Raw genomic sequence first — 26,234 nt, 5'->3', positions numbered from 1 at the left:
GGGGTACCGGCCTGGGGCATGCAGCTTCTATAATCGGCGCCTTAACCACACCCAGCGTGGAAAACGGCACATGTTTGAAAACCTAACCGACCGCCTCTCGCAGACGCTTCGCCATGTTACCGGCAAGGCCAAACTGACCGAGGACAATATCAAGGACACCTTGCGCGAAGTTCGCATGGCATTGCTAGAAGCCGATGTCGCGCTACCCGTGGTCAAGGAGTTCGTCGCCAGGGTCAAGGACAGGGCAGTCGGTACGGAGGTCTCCAAGAGCCTGACGCCTGGTCAGGCTTTTGTGAAGATCGTTCGCGCCGAGCTGGAAGAGCTGATGGGCGCGGCCAACGAAGACCTCGATCTTAGTGTGGTGCCGCCTGCGGTAGTGCTGATGGCTGGCCTCCAGGGTGCGGGTAAGACGACGACGGTCGGCAAGCTGGCAAGGTTCCTCAAAGAGCGCAAGAAGAAGTCGGTGCTGGTGGTTTCAGCCGACGTCTATCGCCCAGCAGCGATCAAACAGCTGGAGATGCTCGCGACGGAAGTAGGGGTGACTTTTTTTCCTTCCGATACCAGCCAGAAGCCCGTGGAAATCGCACTGGCGGCGATTCGTGAGGCCAAGCTCAAATACATCGATGTAGTGCTCGTCGATACGGCCGGCCGGCTGGCCATCGATGCTGAAATGATGGCCGAAATCCAGGCCGTTCATGCGGCGATCAAGCCGGCCGAGACATTGTTCGTGGTTGACGCCATGACGGGTCAGGACGCTGCGAACACTGCTAAGGCGTTCGGTGAGGCGCTCCCTTTGACCGGCGTGGTGCTGACCAAGGTTGACGGTGACGCACGCGGTGGCGCTGCCCTGTCGGTGCGACATATCACAGGTAAGCCGATCAAGTTTCTCGGCATGGGTGAGAAGAGTGACGCGCTCGAGCCGTTTCATCCGGACCGGATCGCCTCCCGAATCCTGGGCATGGGCGATGTGCTCAGCCTGATCGAGCAGGCTGAGCAAACGCTCGACCGGGAAAAGGCCGAGAAGCTCACCAAGAAGCTGAAGAAGGGCAAAGGTTTCGATCTGGAAGATTTCCGTGATCAGCTTCAGCAAATGAAAAACATGGGTGGTCTAGGCGGCTTGATGGATAAGCTGCCATCGATCGGCGGTGTGAATCTGTCGCAAATGGGTAATGCGCAGGGCGCGGCGGAGAAGCAGTTCAAGCAGATGGAGGCCATCATCAACTCGATGACGCCTGTTGAGCGGCGCAACCCGGACATCATCAGCGGTTCGCGCAAGCGACGCATCGCCATGGGTTCCGGCACACAAGTGCAAGATATTGGTCGTCTGATCAAGCAGCACAAGCAGATGCAGAAAATGATGAAAAAGGTCAGCGGCAAAGGCGGCATGGCGAAGATGATGCGCGGCATGGGCGGCATGTTTCCAGGCGGCGGCGGAATGCCCAAGTTCTAAAGTTTCGAGCGTTTCAGCGGGTTCTTCGTCGGGGCCTGCTGAGGCTGGACAGGCCTGCTGTCGAGGCTTGAGATTGTTTTTGAAAAAGCCATTTGCAAAAGTCCGGATAATCCTTAGAATATGCGGCCTTTCGGGCCTTGAGCCCTGCATTCAGATTTGCTGTACCGACTACAGGAACGATGTTCACATGGTAACTATTCGTCTCGCCCGTGGCGGCTCCAAGAAGCGCCCTTTCTACCACCTGACCGTGACCAACAGCCGCAACCCGCGCGATGGTCGCTTCGTTGAGCGTATCGGCTTCTTCAATCCGATCGCCTCGGGTGCGGAAGTGAAGCTCTCTGTAAACCAGGAGCGTGCTGCCTATTGGTTGAGCCAGGGCGCACAGCCGTCTGAGCGTGTTGCTCAGCTGCTGAAGGAAGCTGGCAAGGCTGCTGCCTGAAACACATGAACGCCACGTCAGCCCCGGCCGAAGACCTGATCGTTATCGGCAAAATCGTTTCGGTGCATGGCGTGCGTGGTGACGTAAAGATCTACTCCTTTACCGATCCGATTGACAATCTGCTGGACTATCGTCGCTGGACGCTGAGGCGAGGCGAAGAAGTCAAGCAAGTTGAACTGGTCAAGGGTCGCCTGCAAGGTAAGATACTGGTGGCGACGCTGAAGGGGCTGGCTGATCGTGAAGAGGCGCGTACCTACGCCGATTTCGAGATCTGCATCCCCCGCAGCGAATTGCCTTCGTTGACCGGTGAGGATTATTACTGGTTCCAGCTTCAGGGCCTGACGGTCATCAATCAGCTCGGGCAAGTGCTCGGTCGGGTTGATCATCTGCTCGAAACCGGCGCCAACGACGTGCTGGTGGTCAAGCCGTTCGACGGCAGTCTGGATGATCGTGAGCGCTTGCTGCCCTATACCGACCCCTGTGTGTTGAAGGTCGATTTGGACGCAGGCGAGATGCGTGTCGAATGGGACGCGGACTTCTGAGCAACATATCCAGCTTGCGTGTCGATGTGATTACTCTGTTCCCCGATATGTTCGCTGCTATCGGTGAATACGGCATCACTAGCCGTGCGGTGAAGCAGGGGCTATTGCAGCTGCAATGCTGGAATCCCCGGAGCTATACGGAAAATCGCCATCAGACAGTCGACGATCGCCCTTTTGGGGGTGGCCCCGGCATGGTGATGAAGATCAAGCCCTTGGAGCTCGCACTGGCCGATGCCAGGCAGGCCGCTGGGGAAAAGGCGAAGGTGATATACCTGTCGCCGCAGGGGCGTCAGCTGAAGCAGGCTGATGTTCGTGATCTCGCGAACGAGAGTGGACTTATCCTCATCGCTGGCCGCTACGAAGGCATCGATGAGCGTTTCATCGAAACGCATGTGGATGAAGAATGGTCGATTGGCGATTACGTGTTGTCCGGTGGTGAATTGCCGGCCATGGTGCTGATCGATGCAGTGACCCGTCTGCTCCCTGGGGCATTGGGTCATGCTGATTCGGCCGAGGAGGATTCGTTTACTGACGGCCTGCTCGACTGCCCGCATTACACGCGACCGGAGGTGTATGCGGATAAACGTGTTCCTGAGGTGCTGCTCAGCGGCAACCACGAACACATCCGGCGCTGGCGTTTGCAGCAGTCCCTCGGAAGGACCTGGGAACGCCGCGCTGATCTTCTGGATAGCCGCTCGCTTTCTGGGGAAGAACAAAAGCTGCTGACGGAATACATCCGTCAGCGGGACGATAGTTAAACGTATCGATGGCACGCCATGACGGCCTGTCTTAGGAGCACAGCATGACTAACAAGATTATCCAGGCGCTCGAAGCAGAGCAGATGACCAAAGAGCTGCCGCCGTTCGCCCCTGGTGACACCGTGGTTGTCCAGGTGAAGGTGAAGGAAGGCGAGCGTGAGCGTCTGCAGGCATTTGAAGGTGTCGTAATCGGCAAGCGTAACCGTGGCCTGAACAGCGCTTTCACCGTTCGCAAGATCTCCAACGGTGTTGGTGTTGAGCGTACGTTCCAGTATTACAGCCCGATGGTCGACAGCCTCAGCGTTAAGCGCCGTGGCGATGTCCGCAAAGCCAAGCTGTATTACCTCCGCGCGTTGTCCGGCAAGGCAGCCCGCATCAAGGAAAAGCTTTCCTGAGGAAAGCTTCCTTAAGAAAAAGCAGCCTACGGGCTGCTTTTTTTATGGGGATTGTCTGGCTTCTAGACTTTCGAGGTGTACGAACCGTCGTAGTCCAAAAGGTGCACGGCGTCTTGTCTTGCTCGCCGTCGGGGCTGCTCGTATGGCTGGAAACGTTGCCCTCAAGGTAAGGGAGAATGGCGAGGTTCGGGTTTGTTCACGGTTGCGTGGCTGTCCGCGCCTTCGGTCAAGGCAATCAATGTCCAGCCCGCGTCTGGTTTGATCCGTGCGTCCGGGTGAAACACATGGGTATGCCCGTGGTTGTCTATGGCGAAATACAGGATAGCGCCCGAGCCATGCAGGGCCTGGTATTCCGGCCAGCCAAAGGTTTCGGTCAGCTTGTTGCTTTTGATTGAGTCACCACGAGCCAGGCGTCCGGCCAGTTGCGAGTAGGTCAACGTGGGCGTGCCTAGTGGGCGGCCACGGTGTTCGTCACTTGGCCGATGTTTGTCGCTGCGTCGACTCTCCTGAGTACTGGCCAGATTGAACAGGCGATCGCCGCCGAAGTCATGACGAAAACGCATCGCGGCGAGGGTATTCATTTCGCCAACAGGCGACAGCGCCAGCAAATGGCCAAGACCGACTAGGTCAAGGTGGTTTTCAGCGTGCTGCGAGGCCGGATTTCCGTAATAGGTGGGTAAATTTTCCATTCTTGCCGCGTGAATGTTGTCCCAGCTGGAATCGGTCAGCATCACTCTGATGCCTTGCTCGCTCAGCGCGCATCCAAGTGCACGAGCGACAGGATTTGCGCCAATAATCAGAAAACCGCTGGGCGGCGGTTCTGCGACTTTTAGCAGCCTCGCTAAAGGGCGTGCGGTTGCGCTTTGCAGTACGACGGTGCCAATGATGATCGCGAACGTCAGTGGCACGAGCAGCAGGGCGTCCTCGTGTCCCGTTTCGTCCAGGCGAACGGCAAAGATTGCCGAGACCGCAGCCGCAACGATTCCGCGGGGTGCAATCCAGGCGAGCAGCAGCCGCTCCCGCCAGTTCAGCTGCGATCCCCAGGTGCACAGGGCGATCGCCAGTGGTCGGGCCACGAATTGCACAATTAGCAAAAGAACCAACACTGCGGGCCCTAGCTCCAGCAGTGCTGTCAGGTCGAGCATCGCTGCTAGCAGGATAAAGAGTCCCGAGATGAGCAGAATGCTCAGGTTCTCCTTGAAGTGGAGGATGTCCCGGACGTCGACATCCCGCATGTTGGCGAGCCAGATCCCCATCAGCGTGACGGCCAGTAGGCCGGATTCATGGACCAGGGTATTGGCAGTGACGAAAATGCCGAGCACTGAAGCCAGTGTCGCCAGGTTCTGCAAATATTCCGGCAGCCAGTGCCGTTTCACAAGTTGGCCGAGGGTCCATCCTCCTGCTATGCCAAGCACAGTTCCGCACAGAAGAACTCCGCCAAACGTCTGCACGCTCTGAGTCCAGGCGGCCTCGGTGCCTCGCGTAATGATGAAGCTGTAAACCACTACTGCAAGCAAAGCGCCGATTGGGTCGATGATGATGCCTTCCCAGCGCAGGATATTGGCAACCGCCGCGTTGGGTCGCACCACACGCAGCATCGGTACGATCACAGTCGGGCCCGTAACAAGCGTCAAGCTCCCTAAGAGCAACGCCAGATCCCAATCGAAGCCAAGCAGCCAATGAGCGGAGAGGGTGATCACGCCCCAAGTCGTCAGCGCGCCGATGCCAATTAGGCGGCGCACCACCGTGCCGATTCCAGGCAGCTCAGAGACGCGCAATGTCAGGCTGCCTTCGAACAGTATCAACGCGACTGCCAATGAAACCAAAGGGAAGAGCAAGGGGCCGAACAGCTGAGTCGGATCCAGCCAGCCGAGCACAGGGCCGGCGAGGATTCCACTCAGCAGGAGGAAAAGAATTGCTGGCAGTCGTAACCGCCATGCCAGCCATTGGCTGGCGAGCGAGGCAATGCCGAGCGCAGCGACGGAGATAAGGATGTCTTGTTCGGTCATGTTTACCAAGCGGTCAGGGTGGCGGCCGGGCTTCCGCTCCGGCGGGCTCGTTGTGGGATCTACTGGCTAGTCTGACATTGCTCAGGCCAATCAGGTCTGTTCGGCGTGACCAAGGCGGCTGGCCGGTATAAGCCGTCTATGGAACACTGGCCGCCTTTCTTTCCAGTGTTCCCCTGCATGTCGGCTCAATACGACCCCATTATCGATCGGTTCCTTGATGCCCTTTGGCTCGAAAAAGGGCTTTCTGACAACACCCGCGACGCTTATCGCAGTGATCTGGCGCTGTTCAACGGCTGGTTGGACGAGCGCGATGTGCGACTGGTCGATGCAGGTCGGGACGCCATCCTCGATCACCTTGGCTGGCGTCTGGCTAATGGCTACAAGGCTCGTTCTACCGCGCGGTTGTTGTCAGGGCTTCGCGGGTTTTATCGCTTCCTGCTGCGCGAAGGCGTGATCACGATCGATCCAACGCTGCGAGTCGATCTGCCGCAGTTGGGACGACCACTACCCAAGGCGTTGTCCGAGGCGGATGTGGAGGCGCTGTTGTCAGCGCCGGATGTCGGCGATCCGCTGGGGTTGCGTGACCGGGCGATGCTGGAAGTTCTTTACGCGACTGGCTTGCGCGTCACCGAACTGGTCGGCCTGGGTCTTGAGCAGATCAATCTTCGGCAGGGCGTCTTGCGCACTTTCGGTAAGGGTAACAAGGAGCGTCTGGTGCCGTTGGGCGAGGAGTCCATGCACTGGGTGGTGCGCTATCTTCGCGAGGCTCGCGACGCGCTGCTCTCCGGCAAGGCCAGCGATGTGGTCTTTCCGAGTCGGCGTGGCGACCAGATGACAAGGCAGACGTTCTGGCACCGAATCAAGCTGCATGCCCGGCAGGCAGGAATAGCTGCATCGATCTCGCCGCACACGCTGCGTCATGCATTTGCTACGCACTTGCTCAACCATGGTGCGGATCTTCGAACTGTACAAATGCTGCTCGGACACAGTGATCTATCCACTACGCAGATCTACACGCACATCGCCCGCGCGCGGCTGCAGGAACTCCACGCGCAGCATCATCCGCGTGGTTGAACGGATGGCGTTAGAAGATGCGCTGCAGGCCACAAAGCCGATGAGCGAAGGCCCGTCGTCTGCACTGGATGACAGGGGCTATGGTAATCTGCCGGCCTTCCCTCGATCGAAGTCGCCAGGAGATTTCATGCGCGTGAATCGTATCTTCGCTGCCGTAGCCCTCGGTTTCGCCAGCTCCGTTGTCCTGGCCGCTGACGCTGAACAGGCGATCCGTGAGTCGCTTAATGCCCTCCAGCCCGATATGCCCATCGAGGCAATTGCGGAAAGCCCCATGAACGGTGTTTATCAGGTTCAACTCAAGGGTGGGCGTCAGCTCTACGCGAGCGCTGACGGTCAGTTCCTGATTCAGGGCTATATGTATCAGTTCAAGGACGGCCAGGCGACGAACCTGACCGAGCAAGCCCAGAGCAGGTCTGTTGCGAAGACAATCGACGCGATCCCTACCAGTAAGATGGTGGTTTTCTCACCTGAAAAACCGAAGACCCATATCACCGTGTTTACCGACACCGACTGCGGCTACTGCCAGAAGCTGCACAGCGAAGTGCCTGAGCTGAACCGTCTTGGCGTCGAGGTTCGTTATATGGCTTTTCCGCGGCAGGGTATGGGCAGCCACGGAGCCAACACCCTGACCAGCGTATGGTGTGCGAAGGATCGGCAGGCGGCGATGAACAAGGCCAAGGCGCGTGAAGAAGTGCCAGCCGCGAGCTGCGAGAACCCGGTCGCTGAGCAGTACGAGTTAGGCCAGATGATCGGTGTTCAGGGCACTCCGGCAATCATTCTCGCGGACGGGCAGATCATCCCCGGTTATCAGCCGGCTCCGCAGCTCGCCGAACTTGCCCTAAAAGCCAAGTAGTCGCTGGGGCAGCGCCTTCGGTCACGAAGAGGCTGCCCGTTTGGGCCGCGGCTGAACTGTTCCACCCCTCGTGTTCAAAGCCAAAAGGCATATCGAGGAGGCGAAAAAATGAAGCTAGAAGGTTCCTGTCATTGCCAGGCCGTTCGTTTTTCTCTGGAATCGGCCGAGCCCTTTCCGTTCATGCGCTGTTACTGTTCGATCTGTCGCAAAACGGCCGGGGCGGGTGGTTATGCGATCAACCTGGGCGGAGATCATCGGACGCTGACGGTCGAGGGTCGCGAGAACCTCAGTATCTACCAAGCCAGGATGGTCGATGCTGAAACGGGCGCGGTGCGTATTAGCGATGGCCTGCGTCACTTCTGCAAGCTGTGCGGCAGCGCACTGTGGTTGTGGGACCCAAATTGGCCGGATCTTGTGCACCCGCATGCGTCGGCAATCGATAACGAGCTGCCAAGCCCGCCAGAGTCGACACATCTCATGCTGGCTTCAAAGGCGTCATGGGTAGAGCCCCAGTTGGGCCCTGATGATCGCTGCTTCGATGAGTATCCGGATGAATCGCTCGCTCAGTGGCACCAGCGCCTGGGGTTGCAGAGCAAGCCCAGCTAGCAGCGGGCTCCTCCTTGCCGCTGCCGATTTGACTAAAGCTCGCGCGCTTCGTAATGTGCGACTCTTTTGTTCGGCCGCTGTGCAGGGCCGTTCGTTGGCAATGGGGAGTGCAACTTGAAACCGGTGAAAGTTGGCATCTGTGGGCTGGGAACCGTCGGTGGCGGTACCTTCAATGTGCTCGAGCGCAACGCTGCGGAAATCGCGCGCCGTGCAGGGCGCGGAATTGAGGTCGCACAGATTGCGGCTCGTCATGCGAACCCCAAGTGCAACACCGGTGATACCCCGATTACTGACGATATCTTCGATGTCGCCAACAACCCTGAGATCGACATTGTGGTCGAACTGATTGGGGGGTACACCTTAGCCCGCGAGCTGGTGCTCAAAGCCATCGATAACGGCAAGCATGTGGTTACGGCCAACAAGGCGCTGATCGCGGTGCACGGAAATGAAATCTTCGCCAAGGCGCGCGAGAAGGGCGTTATCGTCGCCTTCGAAGCCTCTGTTGCCGGCGGTATCCCGATCATCAAGGCCATTCGCGAGGGGCTGGCCGGCAACCAGATCAACTGGCTCGCGGGGATAATCAACGGAACCGGTAACTTCATTCTCACCGAGATGCGGGAAAAGGGACGTACCTTCGAGGATGTGCTGAAGGAGGCTCAGGAGCTTGGCTACGCCGAGACCGATCCGACCTTCGACGTTGAGGGCATAGACGCCGCCCATAAGCTGACCATCCTTGCTTCCATTGCCTTCGGCGTGCCGCTGCAGTTCGACAAGGCCTACACCGAAGGCATCTCCAAGCTGACCACGGCTGACGTTAACTACGCCGAGGCGCTGGGCTACCGCATCAAGCACCTGGGTGTCGCCCGCAGCACCGCTTCGGGTATCGAGCTGCGAGTGCACCCGACACTGATTCCGGCGGACCGCCTGATTGCTAACGTCAATGGCGTGATGAATGCGGTCATGGTCAACGGCGACGCCGTCGGCTCGACTCTTTATTACGGTGCTGGTGCAGGCATGGAGCCAACGGCTTCGGCTGTGGTGGCGGACCTCGTGGATGTGGCCCGTGCGCTGACGACGGATCCGAACAATCGGGTACCGCACCTGGCTTTCCAGCCCGACTCCCTCTCCGCTCATCCAATCTTGCCGATCGGCGCTTGCGAAAGCGCCTATTACCTGCGCATCCAGGCCAAGGACCGTCCGGGCGTATTGGCTCAGGTCGCCACTATCCTGTCGGAGCGCGGAATCAATATCGAATCGATCATGCAGAAGGAAGCCGAGGAGCAAGACGGTTTGGTGCCGGTCATCCTGGTCACGCATCGTGTGGTCGAGCAGAGGATCGACGATGCCATCGCCGCACTCGAAGCGCTTGCTGACGTGGTGGGCAACGTCGTGCGGATTCGTGTCGAGCAACTGATCTAACCAGCAACGCCGGGTTGCTCTAGTGGCCCGCAGTCAGCGTCCAACATAGGTTTGAACAATGCGCTACATCAGTACCCGTGGCCAGGCGCCCGCCCTGAATTTCGAAGACGTGCTGCTTGCCGGATTGGCCAGCGATGGTGGTCTATACGTTCCGGAAAACCTGCCGCGCTTCACCGTTGAAGAAATCGCGTCCTGGTCCGGCCTGCCGTACCACGAGCTGGCATTCAAGGTAATGCGTCCTTTTGTGGCCGGGAGCATCCCAGACGCTGACTTCAAGCAGATTCTGCAGGACACCTACGGCGTGTTTGCTCACAGCGCAGTGGCGCCGCTGCGTCAGCTGGACAGCAACGAGTGGGTGCTCGAGCTCTTCCATGGTCCGACCCTGGCGTTCAAAGACTTCGCTTTGCAGCTGCTGGGTCGGCTTCTTGACTATGTGCTGGCCAAGCGCGGTGAGCGCGTGGTGATCATCGGTGCGACGTCCGGCGATACCGGCTCGGCAGCAATCGAAGGCTGCCGCCGCTGCGATAACGTCGACATCTTCATCCTGCACCCGCATAACCGGGTGTCGGAAGTTCAGCGTCGGCAGATGACCACCATCTTCGGCGACAACATTCACAACCTGGCCATCGAAGGCAACTTCGATGACTGTCAGGAGATGGTGAAGGATAGCTTCGCCGACCAGGGTTTCCTTAAAGGCACCCGGCTGGTGGCGGTCAACTCGATCAACTGGGCGCGGATCATGGCCCAGATCGTGTACTACTTCCATGCTGCGCTGCAGCTGGGCGGCCCGGCCCGTTCGGTGGCGTTTTCCGTACCGACAGGGAATTTTGGGGACATTTTCGCGGGTTACTTGGCGCGCAACATGGGCCTGCCAATCAGCCAGCTGGTGGTTGCAACCAACCGAAACGACATTCTGCACCGATTCATGAGTGGCAACCGTTACGACAAGGACACGCTGCACCCGTCGCTGTCGCCCTCCATGGACATCATGGTGTCGTCCAACTTCGAACGGTTGCTGTTCGATCTGCATGGCCGCAACGGCGCGGCGGTTGCCGAATTGATGAGCGCATTCAAGGCCAGCGGCAAGCTGTCGGTCGAGGAGGAGCGCTGGACTGAGGCACGCAAGCTTTTCGACTCGCTGGCCGTAGACGATGAGCAGACCTGCAAGACGATTGCTGATGTCTTCAGTGCGACCGGTGAGTTGCTCGATCCGCACACGGCGATCGGGGTTTATGCCGCACGCGAGTGCCGCCGCAGTCTGGCTACGCCGATGGTAACGCTGGGTACCGCCCATCCTGTGAAATTCCCCGAGGCTGTGGAAAAGGCCGGGGTTGGCAAGGCGCTGGAGTTGCCGGCGCATCTGGCGGACTTGTTTGAACGCCCGGAGCGATGCACTGTTTTGAAGAACGATCTCAAGGCGATGCAGGCGTTTGTCAGCGAGCATGGCAATAGAGGTAAGCCGCTGTAAGCGACCATCAATAACGAAAAAGGCCAGTTTCACGACTGGCCTTTTTCGTTTGAGGGAGGACCTGAGCTTATTCGTCGAACTCTTCCCAGCCGCCCATTTCTCTCCAGCGATTGACGATGCCGCAGAACAGCTCAGCAGTCTTTTCCGTGTCGTAGCGCGCAGAGTGTGCTTCGCGTCCGTCAAAGTCGATATCGGCTGCCTGGCAGGCTTTTGCGAGGACGGTCTGGCCGTAGGCGAGGCCTGCCAGCGTCGCAGTGTCGAAGCTGGAGAAGGGGTGGAATGGGTTGCGCTTGATATCGCAGCGGGCAATTGCTGCGTTCAGGAACCCGAGATCAAAGCTGCTGTTGTGGCCGACGAGAATGGCACGTTTGCAGCCGGCTGATTTCACCGCTTTGCGCACGCCGCGAATGATCTCATTCATCGCCTGTGATTCGGGAACGGCCATGCGCAGCGGGTGGTCGAGCTTGATGCCGGTGAACTCCAGCGCGGCTGCTTCGATATTGGCGCCAGCGAAGGGTTCGACTCGGAAGAAGAGCGTGTCTTGCGGGTAGAGCAAACCCTGCTCGTCCATGCCGATGGTCACGGCAGCAATTTCCAGCAGCGCGTCGGTCGCGCAGTTGAATCCGCCGCACTCAACATCAACAACGACTGGCAGGAAGCCTCGAAAGCGTCTCGCCATGGGCGAGCGCGGCTTGCCTGGCTGGTTGCCTTCCAGCTCGTCGTCAAACTGATCGTCGCTCATGCGTTGGTCTCCAACCGCCATTGCAGGGTTTCGCCTGCACGTAGGGGCACGACGTTGTGCTCCCCGAACGGCAAGTTGGCCGGGACACTCCAGGATTCACGTACCAGGGTGATGTGCTCGGTGTTGCGCGGCAAACCGTAGAAGTCGGCGCCGAAGTGACTGGCAAAGGCCTCCAGGCGGTCAAGCGCGCCGCGCTGTTCGAACGCCTCAGCATAGAGCTCGATCGCAGCGAACGCCGTATAACAGCCGGCGCAACCGCAAGCGTTTTCCTTGGCGTGCTGGGCGTGCGGTGCCGAGTCAGTGCCGAGAAAGAACTTCGGATTGCCGCTGGTAGCCGCATCAAGCAGCGCTTCCTGATGGACGTTGCGCTTAAGGATTGGCAGGCAGAAGAAGTGCGGGCGAATTCCGCCCACCAGCATGTGGTTGCGGTTGTAGAGCAAATGGTGGGCCGTGATGGTGGCGCCGACGTTGCTGCTGGCAGCCTCGACGAACTGCACGGCATCCCGGGTGGTGATGTGCTCGAACACCACCTTGAGCGTGGGGAAGCGCTCGGTGACTCGGCTAAGCTGTTCGTCGATGAAGTATTTTTCACGATCGAAGATATCGATTTCTGAACGTGTCACTTCGCCATGCACCAGTAGCGGCAAGCCGACCTCGGCCATCGTCTCGAGCACTGGAAATATGTTGTCGATGCGGGTGACGCCGGATGCCGAGTTAGTCGTGGCACCGGCTGGATACAGCTTGGCGGCAAATACGTAGCCACAGGCCTTGGCGGCGCGCACGTCTTCGGGCTGCGTACCGTCAGTGAGGTAAAGCACCATCAAAGGCTCGAACGGGTTGCCGTCCGGCCGGGCAGCAAGAATGCGCTGGCGATAGCTATCCGCCTCTGCTGCATTGCGAACCGGAGGTACAAGGTTCGGCATGATGATCGCTCGTGCGAACTGGCGTGCGGCGTCCGCCACGGTGTGCGGCAGCGCTGCGCCGTCGCGCAGGTGAATGTGCCAATCGTCGGGGCGCAGTAGTGTCAGTCGGTCGGACATGCGGATTTCCAGGCGGTAAAACGTGCGGGAATGCTACCGGAAACGCGTGAAAAAATCGCCGCAGGCGGGTCTTCCGGCCGAAACGAGTAGCGAGGGCTGCTGGCGCAGCTAGGTATCGCAGCGTTCAAGTTTTCAAGGTGCGCACCGATACCTCAATTGAATGTTGTTTACCCTGGAGCCACACGTGCGCTTGCGCCTCCTTGTCCTTGCCTGCTTGTTGGCTTCCCCAGCCAATGCCCTCACGTTTCAGACTCGTCTGGAGCGAGCGCAGTGGCAGGTGGAAGGCGATCAGTTCGAGTGTCGGTTGATCCAGCCGGTCGCAGGCTTTGGTGCAGGTGAATTCGTACGGCGTGCGGGCGAGCAGCCTACTTTTCGCTTGCAGTCACCTGATCGCTGGCTGGGCAATGGTTCGGCCACACTGCTTGCGGCAGCTGCGCCCTGGCAGCCTAGTCGCGGTGATATCAATCTGGGCGTAGTGTCCGTAGCCGGTGGCGAGATTCCATTCAACACTACCTACCTGCAGGCCGATCGCCTGCTTAGTGGCCTCCTCGAAGGTCGCAGCCCGGTGGTGCGCCACCGCACGCGGCTTGGTGGCGAAGCGTTGGAGGTGCGGCTATTGCCTGTACGATTTGGCAAAGCCTATGAAGATTTTCGCAGCTGCACGGCCAAATTGCTGCCAGTCAACTTCGAGCAGATTCGTACGTCGCAGGTTGGGTTTCCAGCCGGTGACGTCGTACTCGATGCGTTGGGCCAGGCCAAGCTCGATATCATCCTGCAATTTCTCAAGGCTGATCCCAGCGTCAACCGCATCCAGCTTGATGGTCACTCCGACAATAGCGGCAATAGACTGACCAATCGTGACCTGTCGCGTCGTCGCGCGCTTGCGGTCGAGGCGTATCTGACTGCCAACGGGGTGCCGAAGGAGCAAATCACGCTGCGCTTTCACGGCGAACGCTATCCCGTCGTGCCCAACAGCAGCGAGGCCAACCGGGCCAAGAATCGGCGGGTAACCCTGCGTTTGGAGCGCGAGCCGGCAACCACCACTGCCGCAGCAGAGGGCGGTACACCGTCGACCTGATGCCGAGGGGTCGCATGCGCCCCTGTAAAACAAACGTCGCGACCAGTAGAATCCCCGCTTTCCTTACAATCCCGGGAGTGGATGGCAATGGCCGACGTAAAGAAGGTAGTCCTGGCGTATTCCGGTGGCCTGGACACCTCGGTGATCCTCAAGTGGCTGCAAGACACCTATAACTGCGAAGTGGTGACCTTTACCGCCGACCTCGGTCAGGGCGAGGAAGTCGAGCCAGCCCGTGCCAAGGCCAAGGCCATGGGCGTTAAGGAAATCTACATCGACGATTTGCGTGAAGAGTTCGTCCGCGACTTCGTCTTCCCCATGTTTCGCGCCAACACCGTTTACGAAGGCGAGTACCTGTTGGGTACATCCATCGCCCGTCCGCTGATCGCTAAACGCCTGATCGAGATCGCCAACGAGACCGGTGCTGATGCCATCTCCCATGGCGCCACCGGCAAGGGTAACGACCAGGTCCGTTTCGAGCTGGGCGCCTATGCGCTGAAGCCGGGCGTCAAGGTTATCGCCCCCTGGCGTGAATGGGACCTGCTCTCGCGCGAGAAGCTGATGGACTACGCGGCCAAGCACGAGATTCCGATCGAGCGCCATGGCAAAAAGAAATCGCCGTACTCCATGGACGCCAACCTGCTGCACATCTCCTACGAAGGTGGCGTGCTGGAAGACACCTGGACCGAGCACGAAGAGGACATGTGGCGCTGGACGCGTTCGCCTGAGACCGCACCGGATACACCGACCTACATTGAACTGACCTACCGTAAGGGCGACATCGTTGCCATCGACGGCAAGGACATGACCCCGGCGGAAGTGCTGACCTATCTGAACAAGATCGGCGGCGAGAACGGCATCGGGCGTCTGGACATCGTCGAGAACCGCTATGTCGGTATGAAATCGCGCGGCTGCTACGAGACCCCGGGCGGCACCATCATGCTCAAGGGGCATCGTGCCATCGAGTCGATCACCCTCGACCGTGAAGTGGCTCACCTGAAAGACGAGCTGATGCCTAAGTATGCGAGCCTGATCTACAACGGCTACTGGTGGAGCCCTGAGCGCAGCATGCTGCAGCAGATGATCGACGCGTCGCAGGCCAATGTGAACGGTGTAGTGCGTCTGAAGCTCTATAAGGGCAACGTCATCGTCACCGGCCGCAAGTCGGACGACTCGCTGTTCGACGCCAACATCGCCACTTTCGAAGACGATGCGGGCGCGTACGATCAGGCCGACGCGGGTGGTTTCATCAAGCTCAACGCGCTGCGCATGCGCATCGCCGCGAACAAGGGCCGGACGCAGTTCTAACAGAAACTGCTACACAGCCCGACCATGACCCCGGCCACGAGCCGGGGTTATGCTTTTTGCACCGCTGATCAGGAGAGACATCATGAGACTGCTGCATACCATGCTGCGAGTCGGCGATATGGAGCGATCCATCGCCTTCTACACCGAAGTGCTGGGCATGACCCTGCTACGACGCAAGGATTATCCGGAAGGCAAGTTCACCCTGGCGTTCGTCGGCTATGGCGACGAAGCGCATAACAGCGTGCTGGAGCTGACCCACAACTGGGACGTTGAAAAATATGACCTGGGCGACGGTTACGGCCATATCGCGCTGGAGGTTGAAGACGTGTACAAGGCCTGCGAGGATATTCGCAGCCGAGGCGGCAAGATCACCCGCGAGCCGGGGCCAATGAAGCATGGCACCAGCATTCTTGCGTTTATCGAAGATCCGGACGGCTACAAGGTCGAGCTACTCTCTCCGTCGCGTCGGGACTAGCAACGACGCGCCTCAAAAAAGCCCCAATCACGGGGCTTTTTTGTTTAAAGATCGAAGTCGAACTCGTTGAGTTGCTTCTGCAGCCGGCGCTCTTCGAGCAGGTTATCGATGATCCGACGCTTGGTCAGGTTGGTCTTGGCGACTTCGACTGGCGCCTCTGCACCATCGTCTTCATCATCCGCGACGAAGTCATCTTCGATCTGGATCTCTTCTTTCTCGGACACTTGTATCACTCCACGGCTTAAGCGCGCTGTTGGCGCACCTTATAGCGACAAAAGAGGAGGCCGTAAAAAAGATTTTTTCAATCGTGCGATAGGTTTTCCCATTGGCCGCTCAATCGTCCGACGTCTTGTGCTTGAACTCGCAGAGATCCTCGATCCGGCAGCTGCCACATTGTGGCTTGCGCGCCTTGCAGACGTAGCGTCCGTGCAGGATCAGCCAGTGATGGGCGTCGAGCAGATAATCCTTCGGCACGAATTTCACCAGCTTGCGCTCGACCTCCAGCACGTTTTTGCCAGGGGCAATATTTGTGCGGTTGGCGACGCGAAAAATGTGGGTGTCGACCGCCATAGTGAACTGGCGAAACGCAGTATTGAGCACCACATTGGCCGTCTTGCGCCCGACACCCGGTAGCGCCTCGAGGGCCTCGCGATTGTCCGGAACCTGGCTGTCGTGCTGCTCAATGAGGATGCGGCAGGTCTCGAGTACGTTCTTCGCCTTGCTCGGGTATAGACCGATGGTCTTGATATAGCTGCACAGACCTTCATAGCCAAGCGCATAGATAGCTTCGGGGGTGTTGGCGACCGGGTAGAGCTTCGCTGTTGCTTTGTTAACGCCGACATCAGTGGCCTGCGCCGAAAGAATCACAGCTATCAACAGCTCGAACGGCGTGCTGTAGGCGAGCTCGGTCTTTGGCTCCGGATTGTCTTCATGAAACCGGCGAAAGATCTCCAGGCGTTTGGCAGCATTCATTACAGCAACCCATCCAGCATCATTCGATCACCCCAGTGACACGCACACGCCGGCTCTGGACAGGCGCATCTGGCTGCGTCGCCCTGGCGCGCTCGGTTAAATGCTCGTCGATACGGTTCTTCAGGGCGATCAGCAGGCCGAGCACGATGAAGGCGCCGGGGGGCAGAATGGCCAATAGGAAGCCCTTGTAGTCACTGACCAGCGTCAATTGCCAGTCGGCCGCAATCGGGCCGAACAATAGCTGCATGTTGGCAAACACCGCGCCGGTGCCTACCAGCTCGCGCAGGCCGCCCAGCGCCACAAGCACCAGTGCAAACCCGAGCCCCATCAGTAACCCGTCAAAGCCTGCAATCAGTGGGTTGTGCTTGGCGGCGAAACCGTCGGCGCGGCCGAGAATGACGCAGTTTGTCGTGATCAGCGGGATGAAGATGCCCAGTATTTGATAAAGCTCGTAGGTATAGGCCTGCATGAGCAGCTCGATACAGGTCGTCAATGCCGCGATGATCATCACGAAGGCGGGCAGCCGCACCGCGGTGTTGACTACGCCACGTACCAGCGATACGCCAACGTTCGAGCAGATCAATACCAGGGCAGTGGCGAGCCCGAGCCCGAGCGCATTGACCGCAGAGTTGCTCACGCCGAGCAGCGGGCACAGCCCTAGGAGTTGGACGAGCGCAGGGTTGTTCTTCCACAGGCCATTGATGCTCAGTTCGCGGTAGCTTGGATTGCTCATTGGCCTCGGTCCTGCTCGGTTTGCGGATCGTTGATCTGCAATGTATCGCGGGTCGCGGCGGCGCCGGCCCGTGAATGTGTGGTGACCTCGTCGGGCTCGACCTCGTTTTCAAGCGCTGCCTCGGCTGCTATCGGAGCCGTATCGGTGGCGAGCAGCTCCTGCTTGTGAGCCTCGAAATACTGCAGGGCCCGATGGACCGCGCCGACTACGGCACGCGGGGTGATGGTGGCCCCAGCGAACTGATCGAACTCGCCACGATCCTTCTTGACGGCCCAGCCTGAGGCCTCCGGATTATTCAGCGAACGGTTTTCGAAACTGCGTATCCAGGGACTCTTGGCCAGTTCTATCTTGTCGCCCAGCCCGGGTGTTTCCCGATGCGCGACCACGCGCACGCCGGCAATCCGCCCGTCGGCCTGCACGCCTATGAGCAGGTGAATCGCACCGCTGTATCCGTCGGGTGCAATGGCTTGCAGGATCACCGCGCTTGGCTGGCCGTTCTTCATCGCGACATAGGCCGGCATGGCTTGCCGCGTGCCGAGCAGCGGATCCTGCACCAGAACGCTGCTGTCGAGCAGCTGATTGTCATAGCTGTCTTTTGGGAGGATCTCGTTGAGGGCGCGTAATTGCGCGGCACGCTCCGAGGCTTGAATCCGTTCTGCCGTGAACTGCTGCAACAGCGTCACGCCGCCAACGGTGAAAATGGCGAACAGCCCCAGCACCAGGCTGTTCTTAAGCATCGAGCGACTGAGTTCAGGGATGATCATGTCATTCGCCCAGCTTGAAGCCGCGCTCGGCCTTGCGGTGGCCATAGGTTCGCGGACGGGTGTAGTAATCGATGGTGGGAGCCGACAGGTTCATCAGCAGCACGGCGAAGGCCACTGCGTCCGGATAGCCGCCCCAGGCGCGAATGACATAAACGAGAATGCCGACGCCAGCACCGAAAATCAGCCGTCCCTGGTTGCTGGTGGCACTGCTCACCGGATCGGTGACGATGAAAAAGGCACCGAGCATGGTGGCGCCGCTGAGCAGGTGGAACAGCGGTGAACCATGGCTATCGGAACCTGACCCGTTCCAGAACAGGAGGCTCATGATTGCCAATGCGGCAAGCATGCCGATAGGTGCATGCCAGGTGAATAAGCGTTTATGCAAGAGGAACAGCCCGCCGGCAAGAAATGCGAGATTGACCACTTCCGAGCCAATGCCGCCGAAGTGGCCGAACGCGGGGTTGGCCCAGAGCTCATCGACAGTGAGACTCTTGTTAACCTTGAGCACATCGAGCGCGGTGGCTTGTGTCCAGCCGTCCGGCAGCGAGGCGATGCCGAGGATGTGTTGCAGGCCGGCGCTCAGGCCGACCGTATGTGGCACAGGCCAAGTCGTCATTTCCACAGGAAAGGAGACCAGCACCACCACATAGCCGATCATCGCCGGGTTGAAGGGGTTCTGGCCAAGGCCGCCGTAGAGCTGCTTGCCAAGTACGATGGCGCTGCCGGTGGCGATCAACGTCAGCCACCACGGCGAGTACGGCGGCAATGCCAGCGCTAGCAGGACTGCCGTAACCAATGCGCTGCCGTCGCGCAGGAAGAACTGCACCGGACGTTGCCTCAGCCGAAGTATCAGTGCTTCACTGCCGAGCGCGACAGCACTGGCCCAAATCAGGTTAATCAGCGTTCCGGCGCCATACAGCCAAGTCAGGGCGATCACGCCGGGCAGGGTTGCCGCCAGGACTAGCAACATGACGCGCTGAGTGCGGTTGCTCCCCTTGGTGTGCGGCGAGGTCATTCGGGGCAGGGCCATTGGCTCTCCGTTGATGTTCGAAAGGAATCCTGATCAAGAGCTGATCGTTGCGATCCCGAAAACAGCGCCGACGGCGTTGTTCCTTACGATTGGGTGTGTTCCTGTAGTTTTTGCTCGGCTTCGCTCAAACGTGCTCGGGCGCGTTCGACGGCCTCGGCTTCGCTGTTGTCGTCGCGCTCAAGCTTGCGCAAATCGGCCCGCGCAAACGCAACTTCTGTCTTGAAGGCGCGAGTCTGGTCATCTATGGGTTGCTTGTCTGTGCGTACCAATTCTGGTGCTGGCTTGCCGGACTGCGCTTCCGCCTCATGAAGTGCTTGTTCCGCGCTGGCCAGCCCATCGCGCAGCTTGCTCAGCTGCGCCTCTTCGGCGCCGGCTTGTTCGGCTTTTTTGAGCTCGGCGCGTTTCATCGCCAACTCGATCTTGGCTTTCTTGAGCGCCTCTTCGCCAGGCGTTTTGGTTTTGGCGGCCGACGTGTTTTGCGTTGCGGGTTCAAGCGCAGCTTCGGCCTCGGCCAGCTGCGACCGCAAGCGGCTCAGCTCTGCCTCCTGCTCGGTATCTCTGGTTTCAATCTTCTCCAGCTTTCGAACCTGCGCCCGCAGCATGGCAGCCTCGATCTTGGCCTTTTTCGCGGCGTCGTCGCTGGTGGGTTTGGCTGAAGGCGCAGGCGTGGAATCCTGAACCGCCGCCAAAGCGTTCTCCGCGTCGATAAGTTGGTCCCGCAGACGGCTCAGTTCGGCGTCCTGGTCGGTATCGCGCGTTTCGAGCTTTTCCAGCTTGCGGATCTGTGCATGCAACATCGCGGCTTCGATCTTGGCCTTCTTTGCGGTGTCGTCGTTGGCGGGTTTGGCTGGAGTCGCAGGCGTGGCGACCTGCACCGCAGCTAGTGTTTTCTCCGCTTCGGTCAGCTGGGCCTTGAGGCGGCTCAGCTCGGTGTCCTGCTCGGCATCGCGGGAGTCGAGCTTCTCCAGCTTGCGGACCTGTGCTCGCAGCATTGCGGCTTCGATTTTGGCTTTTTTGGCAGCCTCGTCGTTGACTGGCGATGCTGCGGTGGGACTGTCCGTAGCACTGGCGGCTTCGTTCAGTGCCTTCTGTGCGCTGGCAGCCGCGGTGCGTAACTCAGCAACCTGCGCTTCCAGTTCGGGTGTCGCATGGATGGCGAGCTGCTTTTCAGCTTTTTTCAGCGCGACCTGGGCCATGCTGGCTTCAATCTTAAGCTTCTTCTGCTGTTCAGACAGGCCCGCCTTTTGCGCCTGGACGCGGGCGACCGGGTCGTCCTGATTCGGTGCGGAGCTGGCCTCGGCCTGCGCTGCCTTGGCCTTTGCGGCGCGTTCGGCGCGGGCCTTACGGTCCGCCTCCTTCTGCTCTTCGGCACGGCGCAGACGCTCCTGGCGCAGCTCGAAGCGCTGCTTTGAGTGCTCCGCTTTCTGTTGCTTCTGCTCCAGTTCGCGGATTTCGCCTTTGGCGGCGCGGTAGTACTGCACCAGCGGGATACTCGACGGGCAGACGTAGGCACAGGCGCCACACTCGATGCAGTCGAACAGGTTGTAGGCCTTGAGCTGCTCGTGCTCCTGGCCCAGCGCGAAGAAGTGCAGCTGTTGCGGTAACAGACTCGCCGGGCAGACCTCTGCACACTCGCCGCAGCGAATGCATGGCAGCGCTGGTGGTGGCGGAGGCAGCTCCGCAAGCGTGCTGGCGAGTAAGCAGTTGGTGGTCTTGATCACTGGCACGTCCACCGACGGCAGGGTGAAGCCCATCATCGGTCCGCCCATGATCAGCCGGTTGAGCCGGTTCTGGTCGAGACCGGCAAAGGTGAGAAGGTTTGCCACTGGCGTACCGATCAACGCCTCGACGTTCATGGGGCGTGCCAGCGCTTCGCCGGTAAGGGTGGTGACGCGCGAGATGAGTGGCTTGCCTAACAGCACGGCATCATGAATGGCCACGCAGGTGCCGACGTTCTGGCAGAGCATGCCGATGTCGGCCGGCAAGCCGCCGCTGGGTACCTCTTCGCCGGTGAGAATCTGGATAAGCTGCTTTTCGCCACCCGAGGGGTACTTGGTAGGGAATACCTTGACCAGGAATCCACGGTCGCCCACTGCCGTGCGGACGGCTTCGATCGCCTCTGGTTTGTTGTTCTCGATGCCGATTAGGACCTGCTCTGGCTGGATCAGATGAACGAGTATCTCGATCCCCGTGACAAGCTCATGGGCTTTCTCCCGCATCAACATGTCGTCGGCAGTGATGTAAGGCTCGCATTCGGTTCCATTGATGATCAGAGCACGAATTTTTCCGGGGGGCGGGCCGTTCAGCTTAACGGCCGTAGGGAAGCCAGCGCCCCCAAGGCCACTTATGCCTGCCTGACGGATTTGTTCCAGCAGCTGGTCGGGCTGCATTGTCCGGTAGTCCGGTTGCGGCTGCAGTTCGATCCATTCGTCATGACCATCGCTGTCAATCGCAATGGCAGCGCTGAGCATTCCCGACACGTGAGGGTAGGGCTGGGGACCGATGAAACTCACTGTGCCAGACGTCGGGGCGTGTACCGGCGCACTGACGAAGCCTGCGGGCTCGGCGATCATCTGCCCCTTGAGCACACGCTCACCCAGCACAACGCATGGCTCGGCAGGCGCACCGATATGTTGGGCCAGCGGAACAACCAGCCGAGCAGGGAGCGGCGGCAGCTGGATCGGCGTGCGGTTGGATAGATCCTTACACTCCGGCGGGTGTATGCCGCCATGGATATCCCAGACGTTCAGCGAGGTCATGCGGCCTGCTCCCGATCACTGGCGATCAATTGGCCTGGCATCAAGGGTTGGTCCCACTTCCAGCTCTGCAGGTTGCTGCCCAGTTCAATCATGTCTATGCAATCCACCGGGCATGGCTCCACACAGAGGTCGCAGCCGGTGCACTCGGAGACGATGACGGTATGCATCTGCTTGGCGGCGCCGACGATGGCATCCACCGGGCAAGCCTGAATGCACTTGGTGCAGCCGATACATTCGGCTTCGCGGATATAGGCGACACGCGGCGGCACCTCACCCTCCACGGCATCCAGCGGTTCGGGCTCGACATCAAGCAGGTCGGCCAATGCCTGGATAGTCGATTCGCCACCGGGTGGGCACTTGTTGATCTTGTCGCCGCCTGCAATCGCCTCGGCGTAAGGTTTGCAGCCTGGATAGCCGCACTGGCCGCACTGCGTCTGCGGAAGCAGTGCATTGATCTGTTCGGCGATCGGGTCGCCTTCGACGCGAAAACGCACCGCGGCGAAGCCGAGAATGGCTCCGCACACTAGGCACAGCGCGAGGAGGGCAAGCACGGCGATCACGACCAGACTCATAGTTTGATCAACCCACTGAAGCCCATGAACGCCAGCGACATCAAGCCGGCCGTGACCATGCCAATCGCCGCGCCCTGGAACGAACGGGGTACGTCGGCGATGGCGATGCGCTCACGCATGGCCGCAAACAGCACCAGCACCAGAGAAAAGCCCAGGCCTGCGGCAAATCCGTTCGCCGTAGCGGTTAGAAAGGTGAATTCGGATTTGTTGGCATTCAGCAGCGCGACGCCGAGCACAATGCAGTTGGTAGTGATCAACGGCAGGAAGATGCCCAGCACGCGGTACAGCAGGGGACTGGTCTTGTTCACCACCATCTCGGTGAACTGCACCACCACAGCGATCACGAGGATGAAGCTGATGGTTCGGAGGAACTCGAGATCTAGCGGCTTCAGGACGTACTGCTGAACGATGTAACTGCACATGGCTGCCAACGTCAGCACGAAGGTCGTCGCCAGCGAAAGACCAATGGCCGTTTCGATTTTCTTCGAAACGCCCATGAACGGACACAGACCGAGAAACTGCACCAGTACGAAGTTATTGACCAGAATGGCGCTAACCATGATCAGAGCGAGTTCGGTCATCGCGGATTCCTGTGCGCTCTGCATGAGCCGAGGCTAAAAGGCAGCTATTATCGGGAAGCGGCGGCGGCCGTACAAGGCCGCGACGTGATCTGGCTCGACTCTGCCCGCGGTTCGGTGACACATATGGAAATGCATCAACCGTCCGTTTGGATGCCAGCCTAACATTTGCTGTGGTCTGATTAATTGAGGCCGCAACTCCCAGGCGGGGCGGTCCATGGAGGTGCTCGATGAAGTTGCGAATAGCGGTTTTGCTGCTGGGGCTCGGTTTCGGCGCCCAAGCATGTGCTGAGTCTCGGGGCTGCGTGTGGGTCTATCAACCTGATGGCGGCAGTTATCGCGTCGAAAGTCGCGCATACCAGTACGACCCGCGCAGTCCATACCCTCAACACAGGCAATATCCCCAGAACCTGCCGCCTCGCTATCAGGGGCAGCTCCCACCGCAGTACTACGATCGGCACCGCGGGTCGGATCGGCATCACTGGGACCATGGGCGACGGAGCGAGATTCGCCAGCCGCAGCGGTGGAAAGATGATCGGCGGTCCAGATTCGATAGCCCATCGCGTTGGGAGCGTGATCACTCGAGAAACTTTGGCCGGCCACCGCTAGTCCGCGATGGGCGCGACTACCGGATGCATCAACGGCGCGATTTCGACGGTCGACACTACCGCCGCTAATAAGTACCGCGCCGCTGCACTTGACCGTCACACGCGGCGCTGGTCGATTCTTGCTGGCTAGTCGCCTTCAAGCTGCCTCTGTGTCATAAGGTCGAGGTCAGCGGTTTCTCCAGCGAGGATCACGTTTTTCCAGAAAGGCATTAACCCCTTCGAGCGTGTCGTCGGCATCGAACAAATCGACAAAGGCTTCACGTTCTGCGGCTGCGAAGTGTGCTGGGCCGCGACTGTGCATCGAGTCAATCAGCGGTTTAATGGCGCGAACGGCAACCGGGCTCTGACGCGCCACGCGAGAGGCGAGCAGAAGTGCGTGCCCACGCGCCTCTCCGGATTCCACTACCTGCTCTACCAGGCCGATCCGCTGAGCCGTATCCGCCGTAACGCGTTCGCCGCAGAGAATTATCCGCTTAGCCCAGCCTTCACCCACTAGCCATGCGAGTGCCTGCGTACCACCCGCGCAGGGCAGCAGGCCAACCGATGCTTCCGGTAACCCCAGTTGGGCCTGTTGTTCAACGATGCGGATGTCGCATGCCAATGCACATTCCAGCCCCCCGCCAAGCGCGAAACCGTTGATGGCAGCTATGGATACCCCACGAAAGCTCCGAAGGGTCTCGAAGGCTTCGCCGAAACGCTTCGCCATCTCCCGCGCGCGGGTGCGGTCGCCATCGGCAAAGAGCTTGAGGTCGGCGCCAGCGCTGAAGAATTTTTCGCCCTGGCCGGTGATCACCAGTGCATAGACCTCGTCGTCATGGTTCAGATGCTCGACGACTTGTTTGAGGCCGATCAACGATTCACGGTCCCAGGTATTGGCGGGTGGATGGTTGATAGTGATCAGCGCGGTATGCCCGTGCTTTTCCACGGTTAGCTTGTGGGTCAGGTCAAAAAATCCAGACTTGTAGGGTTCGACTGCATTGCTCATGGTGATGATCATCCTCGTCGGTATCGAATGCCTGCGACTCGTCTGCATTTAATGCCTGGGCTGGCATGCACTACAGGCCAAACATCGGCAACAGGGCTCGCCCTTCAGCCAAGTCTAGTTGCAATCGTTTCGATCTGGCGAGGCGTTGGAGCGGCGTGACAGCCACCGGTCTGGGAGGAGGCTGTCGCTGATGCGGCACAAAGCGAGAGGGGTGCGCGTGACGAGGTCTGGAGCGGCCTGGCTTTCCAGAGCCGCTCCTTTTTGCCTGGTTACTGGAGGGCCAGAGCCTGCCCGCCAGCCCGGCGCTCAGCCTGCCATTCGGCAAGCGACGGGGCAGCCTGCTCTCCGGTGAGGCGGTGGACGATCTCGAAGTAGTCTTGCTTGAAGCGGTCCTTGAGCACCTCTTCGCGAGGCTTGACCTTTACCGCGTATACCGTCTGCACGTTCTGGTGATCGAAGGAGCGCCACTCTTGTTCGCCCTTGAGCAAGCTGTAGCGATGACCCTCGAGCGCAGCGATGATCCGCTCGCTGTCGAGGCTGCGGGCACGCTTCGCCGCGTCGGCCCACTGATAGACGATGCTGTAGGCGGAGGCAGCCGAGCTCGACGGATGGGTCTGGTATCGCTCGTCGTAGTTCTGCACAAACTGTTTGCCCGCGACTGAGCCTTCCAGTTCTGGTACGCGCCAGGTCCAGGGCTCGGTACCCAGTACGCCACGCATGATGTCAGGACCTGCTGTTTCAACCATGCTTAGCGTCAGGTTAGGAACCGCGACCTGCATTCTCTTGTTCAGGCCGAGCTCGTCGGCGATCCGCATCGCACGGACCAGGTCTTCACCGAACAGCACTAGCATTAAGACTTCGGCGTCGCTATTGGCGACCTGGGTCAGGGCTTCACGATAGTCGGAGAGGCGGGCGCCGGGAAAGGCCGTTTTGATGCCGGGGTGCTGACTGCTGTTCTGCGTGCCGGTGGCCTGGCGTAGCGAGCTTTCGCTGGTATGGCCCCAAGTGTAATCGGAGGTGATGTAGAAGTAGCGTTTGTTCGGCAAATGCTTGTTCAGATACTGGCCCAGCACCTGCGCGCTCATCCAGGCGTTGTTGCATTCGCGAAACATATAGCGATGGGCATCTTTGCCCGTGGTGTCATTGGAATAAGTGAGGGTGCCGAAATAGAGCAATCCGCGCTCCTTGGCGCGCTTGCCTGCGGCGATAGCGACCGCGCTAGAGGCGCCACCGAACAGCATGACGGCGCCCTCATCGGCCAGCTTGTCGACGTTAGCAACGGCCTTCTCGGGTCTTGATGCGGAGTTGCGGGTGGCTAGCTGGAGCGGCCTGCCCAGTACGCCGCCCCTGGCGTTGATTTCGTCGACCGCCAGGAGGGCCCCACGCATTTGGGAAAGCCCTTCTTCTTTGTAGCTACCGGTGCGAGGGTAGTTGAGGCCGAGGGTGATCGGATCGGCAGCTTCAACTGCCAGACAGAACCCCAGCCCTAGAGCAAGGAGCGTAGTCCGTTTCATTGCAGATTCCTTGTTGTATTTTTTATTGGCGAGAGGCTTTTTACTGCGCGCTGCGGCTATACGTCA

Annotated in this window: 26 protein-coding genes; 13 read left to right on the top strand and 13 right to left on the bottom strand. The window is 59.6% G+C overall.

The annotated features are described in order from the left end of the window. Window positions 1-70: 70 nt before the first annotated feature. The 5 genes from ffh (at window position 71) to rplS (ending at window position 3,584) form a co-directional block, all read left to right on the top strand. Window positions 71-1,450, top strand: a complete 1,380-nt coding sequence (gene ffh / locus RT21_RS10695) for a signal recognition particle protein (RefSeq protein WP_045429411.1) — start codon at window positions 71-73, stop codon at window positions 1,448-1,450. 187 nt (window positions 1,451-1,637) lie between these two features. Continuing rightward, window positions 1,638-1,889, top strand: coding sequence for a 30S ribosomal protein S16 (gene rpsP / locus RT21_RS10690; protein ID WP_045429408.1), 252 nt, complete (start codon window positions 1,638-1,640; stop codon window positions 1,887-1,889). 5 nt (window positions 1,890-1,894) lie between these two features. Further along, window positions 1,895-2,431 carry a ribosome maturation factor RimM gene (rimM, locus tag RT21_RS10685; RefSeq protein ID WP_046162741.1) on the top strand — a complete coding sequence of 179 codons (537 nt, stop codon included), beginning with the start codon at window positions 1,895-1,897 and terminating at the stop codon, window positions 2,429-2,431. After that, complete coding sequence (gene trmD / locus RT21_RS10680; protein ID WP_177327082.1) at window positions 2,413-3,189, top strand: tRNA (guanosine(37)-N1)-methyltransferase TrmD; 777 nt, start codon at window positions 2,413-2,415, stop codon at window positions 3,187-3,189. The genes rimM and trmD overlap by 19 nt, the downstream gene beginning before the upstream one ends. A gap of 44 nt (window positions 3,190-3,233) precedes the next feature. Beyond that, on the top strand, window positions 3,234-3,584 hold the full coding sequence (gene rplS, locus RT21_RS10675) for a 50S ribosomal protein L19 (protein WP_021208319.1): 351 nt from the start codon (window positions 3,234-3,236) through the stop codon (window positions 3,582-3,584). Window positions 3,585-3,745: 161 nt separating this feature from the next. Here the strand turns inward: rplS and RT21_RS10670 are convergent, their stop codons facing one another. Continuing rightward, window positions 3,746-5,593, bottom strand: coding sequence for a cation:proton antiporter (locus tag RT21_RS10670; protein ID WP_046162740.1), 1,848 nt, complete (start codon window positions 5,591-5,593; stop codon window positions 3,746-3,748). Between the two features lie 177 nt (window positions 5,594-5,770). On the opposite strand from RT21_RS10670, the gene xerD reads away from it, so the two are divergent. The 5 genes from xerD (at window position 5,771) to thrC (ending at window position 11,013) form a co-directional block, all read left to right on the top strand. Then, entirely contained in the window at window positions 5,771-6,667 is an 897-nt protein-coding gene (gene xerD, locus RT21_RS10665; protein ID WP_046162739.1) for a site-specific tyrosine recombinase XerD, read from the top strand. Window positions 6,668-6,794: 127 nt separating this feature from the next. Continuing rightward, window positions 6,795-7,520: a thioredoxin fold domain-containing protein gene (locus RT21_RS10660; protein ID WP_046162855.1), complete on the top strand. Its 726-nt coding sequence runs from the start codon at window positions 6,795-6,797 to the stop codon at window positions 7,518-7,520. 108 nt (window positions 7,521-7,628) lie between these two features. Beyond that, window positions 7,629-8,126 (top strand): GFA family protein, encoded by a 498-nt coding sequence (locus RT21_RS10655; protein ID WP_046162738.1) that lies wholly within the window; start codon window positions 7,629-7,631, stop codon window positions 8,124-8,126. Window positions 8,127-8,240: 114 nt separating this feature from the next. Next, window positions 8,241-9,545 (top strand): homoserine dehydrogenase, encoded by a 1,305-nt coding sequence (locus RT21_RS10650; protein ID WP_045429392.1) that lies wholly within the window; start codon window positions 8,241-8,243, stop codon window positions 9,543-9,545. A gap of 58 nt (window positions 9,546-9,603) precedes the next feature. Beyond that, entirely contained in the window at window positions 9,604-11,013 is a 1,410-nt protein-coding gene (gene thrC / locus RT21_RS10645) for a threonine synthase (RefSeq protein WP_046162737.1), read from the top strand. Between the two features lie 67 nt (window positions 11,014-11,080). Here thrC and rnt read toward each other — a convergent pair whose 3' ends face one another. Further along, a complete protein-coding gene (gene rnt / locus RT21_RS10640) occupies window positions 11,081-11,755 on the bottom strand; it encodes a ribonuclease T (protein WP_045429386.1) in 675 nt (224 codons plus the stop codon). Next, on the bottom strand, window positions 11,752-12,795 hold the full coding sequence (gene pyrC / locus RT21_RS10635; RefSeq protein ID WP_046162736.1) for a dihydroorotase: 1,044 nt from the start codon (window positions 12,793-12,795) through the stop codon (window positions 11,752-11,754). Before pyrC ends, rnt begins: the two co-directional genes overlap by 4 nt. Before the next feature lie 184 nt (window positions 12,796-12,979). Here pyrC and RT21_RS10630 point away from each other — a divergent pair, with 184 nt between their 5' ends. From RT21_RS10630 to gloA, 3 genes are all read left to right on the top strand, one after another. After that, entirely contained in the window at window positions 12,980-13,873 is an 894-nt protein-coding gene (locus RT21_RS10630; RefSeq protein WP_046162854.1) for a flagellar protein MotY, read from the top strand. An 87-nt stretch (window positions 13,874-13,960) separates the two neighbouring features. After that, entirely contained in the window at window positions 13,961-15,178 is a 1,218-nt protein-coding gene (locus RT21_RS10625) for an argininosuccinate synthase (RefSeq protein ID WP_045429381.1), read from the top strand. Window positions 15,179-15,260: 82 nt separating this feature from the next. Beyond that, the gene (gene gloA / locus RT21_RS10620; protein ID WP_045429378.1) at window positions 15,261-15,653 is read left to right on the top strand and encodes a lactoylglutathione lyase; all 393 of its coding nucleotides are present in this window, start codon (window positions 15,261-15,263) and stop codon (window positions 15,651-15,653) included. Window positions 15,654-15,697: 44 nt separating this feature from the next. Here the strand turns inward: gloA and RT21_RS10615 are convergent, their stop codons facing one another. The 10 genes from RT21_RS10615 to RT21_RS10570 form a co-directional block, all read right to left on the bottom strand. Then, on the bottom strand, window positions 15,698-15,877 hold the full coding sequence (locus RT21_RS10615; RefSeq protein WP_046162735.1) for a PA3496 family putative envelope integrity protein: 180 nt from the start codon (window positions 15,875-15,877) through the stop codon (window positions 15,698-15,700). Between the two features lie 109 nt (window positions 15,878-15,986). Next, complete coding sequence (gene nth, locus RT21_RS10610) at window positions 15,987-16,625, bottom strand: endonuclease III (RefSeq protein ID WP_046162734.1); 639 nt, start codon at window positions 16,623-16,625, stop codon at window positions 15,987-15,989. 19 nt (window positions 16,626-16,644) lie between these two features. Then, window positions 16,645-17,358: an electron transport complex subunit E gene (locus tag RT21_RS10605; RefSeq protein ID WP_046162733.1), complete on the bottom strand. Its 714-nt coding sequence runs from the start codon at window positions 17,356-17,358 to the stop codon at window positions 16,645-16,647. Further along, the gene (rsxG, locus tag RT21_RS10600) at window positions 17,355-18,122 is read right to left on the bottom strand and encodes an electron transport complex subunit RsxG (protein ID WP_046162732.1); all 768 of its coding nucleotides are present in this window, start codon (window positions 18,120-18,122) and stop codon (window positions 17,355-17,357) included. Before rsxG ends, RT21_RS10605 begins: the two co-directional genes overlap by 4 nt. A 1-nt stretch (window position 18,123) precedes the next feature. Continuing rightward, window positions 18,124-19,152 carry an RnfABCDGE type electron transport complex subunit D gene (locus RT21_RS10595; RefSeq protein WP_046162731.1) on the bottom strand — a complete coding sequence of 343 codons (1,029 nt, stop codon included), beginning with the start codon at window positions 19,150-19,152 and terminating at the stop codon, window positions 18,124-18,126. Between the two features lie 83 nt (window positions 19,153-19,235). Continuing rightward, window positions 19,236-21,911, bottom strand: coding sequence for an electron transport complex subunit RsxC (gene rsxC, locus RT21_RS10590; RefSeq protein ID WP_046162730.1), 2,676 nt, complete (start codon window positions 21,909-21,911; stop codon window positions 19,236-19,238). Next, window positions 21,908-22,483, bottom strand: coding sequence for an electron transport complex subunit RsxB (gene rsxB / locus RT21_RS10585; RefSeq protein ID WP_045429358.1), 576 nt, complete (start codon window positions 22,481-22,483; stop codon window positions 21,908-21,910). The genes rsxC and rsxB overlap by 4 nt, the downstream gene beginning before the upstream one ends. Further along, on the bottom strand, window positions 22,480-23,064 hold the full coding sequence (gene rsxA / locus RT21_RS10580) for an electron transport complex subunit RsxA (protein ID WP_019342223.1): 585 nt from the start codon (window positions 23,062-23,064) through the stop codon (window positions 22,480-22,482). Before rsxA ends, rsxB begins: the two co-directional genes overlap by 4 nt. Before the next feature lie 771 nt (window positions 23,065-23,835). Continuing rightward, window positions 23,836-24,654, bottom strand: a complete 819-nt coding sequence (locus RT21_RS10575; RefSeq protein WP_046162853.1) for an enoyl-CoA hydratase — start codon at window positions 24,652-24,654, stop codon at window positions 23,836-23,838. 269 nt (window positions 24,655-24,923) lie between these two features. Further along, window positions 24,924-26,168 (bottom strand): ABC transporter substrate-binding protein, encoded by a 1,245-nt coding sequence (locus RT21_RS10570; protein ID WP_046162729.1) that lies wholly within the window; start codon window positions 26,166-26,168, stop codon window positions 24,924-24,926. Window positions 26,169-26,234 lie beyond the last annotated feature (66 nt).

The organism is Pseudomonas sp. 10B238 (genome assembly GCF_000970615.1).
GTDB lineage: Bacteria > Pseudomonadota > Gammaproteobacteria > Pseudomonadales > Pseudomonadaceae > Stutzerimonas.
This window is presented reverse-complemented; position numbering and strand designations above follow the sequence as displayed.

Bases quoted from the DNA above. Each gene is read 5' to 3' on its own strand.
- ffh (WP_045429411.1), top strand. From the start codon at position 71: ATGTTTGAAAACCTAACCGACCGCCTCTCGCAGACGCTTCGCCATGTT.
- rpsP (WP_045429408.1), top strand. From the start codon at position 1,638: ATGGTAACTATTCGTCTCGCCCGTGGCGGCTCCAAGAAGCGCCCTTTC.
- rimM (WP_046162741.1), top strand. From the start codon at position 1,895: ATGAACGCCACGTCAGCCCCGGCCGAAGACCTGATCGTTATCGGCAAA.
- trmD (WP_177327082.1), top strand. From the start codon at position 2,413: ATGGGACGCGGACTTCTGAGCAACATATCCAGCTTGCGTGTCGATGTG.
- rplS (WP_021208319.1), top strand. From the start codon at position 3,234: ATGACTAACAAGATTATCCAGGCGCTCGAAGCAGAGCAGATGACCAAA.
- RT21_RS10670 (WP_046162740.1), bottom strand. From the start codon at position 5,593: ATGACCGAACAAGACATCCTTATCTCCGTCGCTGCGCTCGGCATTGCC.
- xerD (WP_046162739.1), top strand. From the start codon at position 5,771: ATGTCGGCTCAATACGACCCCATTATCGATCGGTTCCTTGATGCCCTT.
- RT21_RS10660 (WP_046162855.1), top strand. From the start codon at position 6,795: ATGCGCGTGAATCGTATCTTCGCTGCCGTAGCCCTCGGTTTCGCCAGC.
- RT21_RS10655 (WP_046162738.1), top strand. From the start codon at position 7,629: ATGAAGCTAGAAGGTTCCTGTCATTGCCAGGCCGTTCGTTTTTCTCTG.
- thrC (WP_046162737.1), top strand. From the start codon at position 9,604: ATGCGCTACATCAGTACCCGTGGCCAGGCGCCCGCCCTGAATTTCGAA.
- rnt (WP_045429386.1), bottom strand. From the start codon at position 11,755: ATGAGCGACGATCAGTTTGACGACGAGCTGGAAGGCAACCAGCCAGGC.
- pyrC (WP_046162736.1), bottom strand. From the start codon at position 12,795: ATGTCCGACCGACTGACACTACTGCGCCCCGACGATTGGCACATTCAC.
- RT21_RS10625 (WP_045429381.1), top strand. From the start codon at position 13,961: ATGGCCGACGTAAAGAAGGTAGTCCTGGCGTATTCCGGTGGCCTGGAC.
- gloA (WP_045429378.1), top strand. From the start codon at position 15,261: ATGAGACTGCTGCATACCATGCTGCGAGTCGGCGATATGGAGCGATCC.
- nth (WP_046162734.1), bottom strand. From the start codon at position 16,625: ATGAATGCTGCCAAACGCCTGGAGATCTTTCGCCGGTTTCATGAAGAC.
- RT21_RS10605 (WP_046162733.1), bottom strand. From the start codon at position 17,358: ATGAGCAATCCAAGCTACCGCGAACTGAGCATCAATGGCCTGTGGAAG.
- rsxG (WP_046162732.1), bottom strand. From the start codon at position 18,122: ATGATCATCCCTGAACTCAGTCGCTCGATGCTTAAGAACAGCCTGGTG.
- RT21_RS10595 (WP_046162731.1), bottom strand. From the start codon at position 19,152: ATGGCCCTGCCCCGAATGACCTCGCCGCACACCAAGGGGAGCAACCGC.
- rsxC (WP_046162730.1), bottom strand. From the start codon at position 21,911: ATGACCTCGCTGAACGTCTGGGATATCCATGGCGGCATACACCCGCCG.
- rsxB (WP_045429358.1), bottom strand. From the start codon at position 22,483: ATGAGTCTGGTCGTGATCGCCGTGCTTGCCCTCCTCGCGCTGTGCCTA.
- rsxA (WP_019342223.1), bottom strand. From the start codon at position 23,064: ATGACCGAACTCGCTCTGATCATGGTTAGCGCCATTCTGGTCAATAAC.
- RT21_RS10575 (WP_046162853.1), bottom strand. From the start codon at position 24,654: ATGAGCAATGCAGTCGAACCCTACAAGTCTGGATTTTTTGACCTGACC.
- RT21_RS10570 (WP_046162729.1), bottom strand. From the start codon at position 26,168: ATGAAACGGACTACGCTCCTTGCTCTAGGGCTGGGGTTCTGTCTGGCA.